This is a genomic window from Tessaracoccus rhinocerotis, from assembly GCF_007197885.1.
Taxonomy (GTDB): domain Bacteria; phylum Actinomycetota; class Actinomycetes; order Propionibacteriales; family Propionibacteriaceae; genus Arachnia; species Arachnia rhinocerotis.
Map to the genome: position 1 here is coordinate 1 of NZ_VKKG01000010.1, position 2,742 is coordinate 2,742.

The window sequence follows — 2,742 nt, forward strand, 5'->3', positions numbered from 1 at the left end:
CACCCCCCGACACCCAACAAAAGTTGGATGAACGGGGGGTGATTATAAGTCCGGCGGCGTCCTAGTCTCCCACAGCGTCCCCGCTGCAGTACCATCGGCGCTGAGAGGCTTAACTTCCGGGTTCGGGATGGGACCGGGTGTTTCCCTCTCGCCATGGCCACCGAAACACTCAATGAGCGATCGTTGAACCGGCACAACACACAATACTATTGAATTGTTGCAATCAACGGTTCCCGACCGTATCTCGGGAACCTCACAGTGGACGCGTAGCATCTTTGTAGGAACAAGCCCTCGGCCTATTAGTATCGGTCAGCTCCATGCCTTTCAGCACTTCCACATCCGACCTATCACCCTGTGGGCTACAGGGGGCCTTACCAGATTAATTCTGTGGGAGCCCTCATCTTGAAGCGTGCTTCCCGCTTAGATGCTTTCAGCGGTTATCACTTCCCAACGTAGCCAACCAGCCGTGCTCTTGGCAGAACAACTGGCACACCAGAGGTTAGTCCGTCCCGGTCCTCTCGTACTAAGGACAGCTCTTCTCAAGACTCCTACGCGCGCAGCGGATAGGGACCGAACTGTCTCACGACGTTCTAAACCCAGCTCGCGTGCCGCTTTAATGGGCGAACAGCCCAACCCTTGGGACCGACTCCAGCCCCAGGATGCGACGAGCCGACATCGAGGTGCCAAACCATGCCGTCGCTATGGACGCTCGGGCAAGATCAGCCTGTTATCCCCGGGGTACCTTTTATCCGTTGAGTCCTGGCGCTTCCATGTGCCACCAGAAGATCACTAGTCCCGACTTTCGTCCCTGCTCGAGATGTCTCTCTCGCAGTCAAGCTCCCTTGTGCACTTACACTCGAAACCTGATTACCAACCAGGCTGAGGGAACCTTTGGGCGCCTCCGTTACCTTTTAGGAGGCGACCGCCCCAGTCAAACTACCCATCAGGCACTGTCCCTGATCCAGATAATGGACCTAGGTTAGATAACTAGAACGACCAGAGTGGTATTTCAACGTTGACTCCACCCGAACTGGCGTCCGGGCTTCAAAGTCTCCCACCTATCCTACACAAGTCGTCCCAATCACCAATACCAAACTATAGTAAAGGTCCCGGGGTCTTTCCGTCCTGCTGCGCGTAACGAGCATCTTTACTCGTAGTGCAATTTCGCCGAGTTCATGGTGGAGACAGCGCCCAAATCGTTACTCCATTCGTGCAGGTCGGAACTTACCCGACAAGGAATTTCGCTACCTTAGGATGGTTATAGTTACCACCGCCGTTTACTGGGGCTTAAGTTCAGCGCTTCGCCCTGAGGCTAACACTTCCCCTTAACCTTCCAGCACCGGGCAGGAGTCAGTCCGTATACATCGTCTTTCGACTTAGCACGGACCTGTGTTTTTAGTAAACAGTCGCTTGGGCCTGGTCTCTGCGACCTTCAACGCTTTCGAAGAAAATTCTAATACGTATCCGGTCCCCCTTATCCCGAAGTTACGGGGGTATTTTGCCGAGTTCCTTCACCATGATTATCTCGATCGCCTTGGTATTCTCTACCTATCCACCTGTGTCGGTTTGGGGTACGGGCCGCAACACACGTCGCTCACGAAGCTTTTCTAGGCAGCATAGGATCACTCAATCCACACAAAAGTGCAGACCCATCATGTCTCAGGCTCAATGAGACGCGGATTTACCTACGTCTCGCCCTACACACTTAGCCCGGGACAACCAACGCCCGGGATGAGCTACCTTCCTGCGTCCCTCCGCAGCTTGCCTAATACGAGTTCGGGTCACAGACTCAGCCGGCATCCGTCCGAAGACATCAACCAGCCTCGCGTGCTTAGCATCACTCGATTCAGCATGGGCCGTGTGATACGGGTACGGGAATATCAACCCGTTGTCCATCGACTACGCCTGTCGGCCTCGCCTTAGGTCCCGACTTACCCAGGGCAGATTAGCTTGACCCTGGAACCCTTGGATATTCGGCGGACGGGTTTCTCACCCGTCTTTCGCTACTCATGCCTGCATTCTCACTCGTGTGCTCTCCACGGCTGGGTCACCCCGCCGCTTCAACGCGCACACGACGCTCCCCTACCCACCCGTGCGACATTACTGTCATATGCACGAGTGCCATAGCTTCGGCGGATAACTTGAGCCCCGCTAAATTGTCGGCGCAGAATCACTTGACCAGTGAGCTATTACGCACTCTTTCAAGGGTGGCTGCTTCCAAGCCAACCTCCTGGTTGTCTCCGCAACTCCACATCCTTTTCCACTTAGTTATCGCTTAGGGGCCTTAGCTGATGATCTGGGCTGTTTCCCTCTCGACAATGAATCTTATCACCCACTGTCTCACTGCCGCGCTCTAACTTACCGGCATTCGGAGTTTGGTTGATTTCGGTAAGCTTGTGGGCCCCCTAGACCATCCAGTGCTCTACCTCCGGTAAGAAACACGCGACGCTGCACCTAAATGCATTTCGGGGAGAACCAGCTATCACGGAGTTTGATTGGCCTTTCACCCCTATCCACAGCTCATCTCCTCGGTTTTCAACCCAAGTGAGTTCGGTCCTCCACGACGTCTTACCGTCGCTTCAACCTGGCCATGGATAGATCACTCCGCTTCGGGTCTAGAGCACGCGACTAAAACGCCCTATTAGGACTTGCTTTCGCTACGGCTTCCCCACACGGGTTAACCTCGCCACGTACCACTAACTCGCAGGCTCATTCTTCAAAAGGCACGCCGTCACCCCCCAA

General features: G+C 54.8%; 2 rRNA genes (1 of these 2 only partly in view). Both read right to left on the reverse strand.

Annotation, left to right across the window (positions count from 1 at the left end):
* Window positions 1–48: 48 nt before the first annotated feature.
* Window positions 49–165, reverse strand: a 5S ribosomal RNA gene (gene rrf, locus FOJ82_RS15870).
* A 114-nt stretch (window positions 166–279) separates the two neighbouring features.
* Window positions 280–2,742, reverse strand: a 23S ribosomal RNA gene (locus tag FOJ82_RS17080) (it continues 133 nt past the right edge of the window).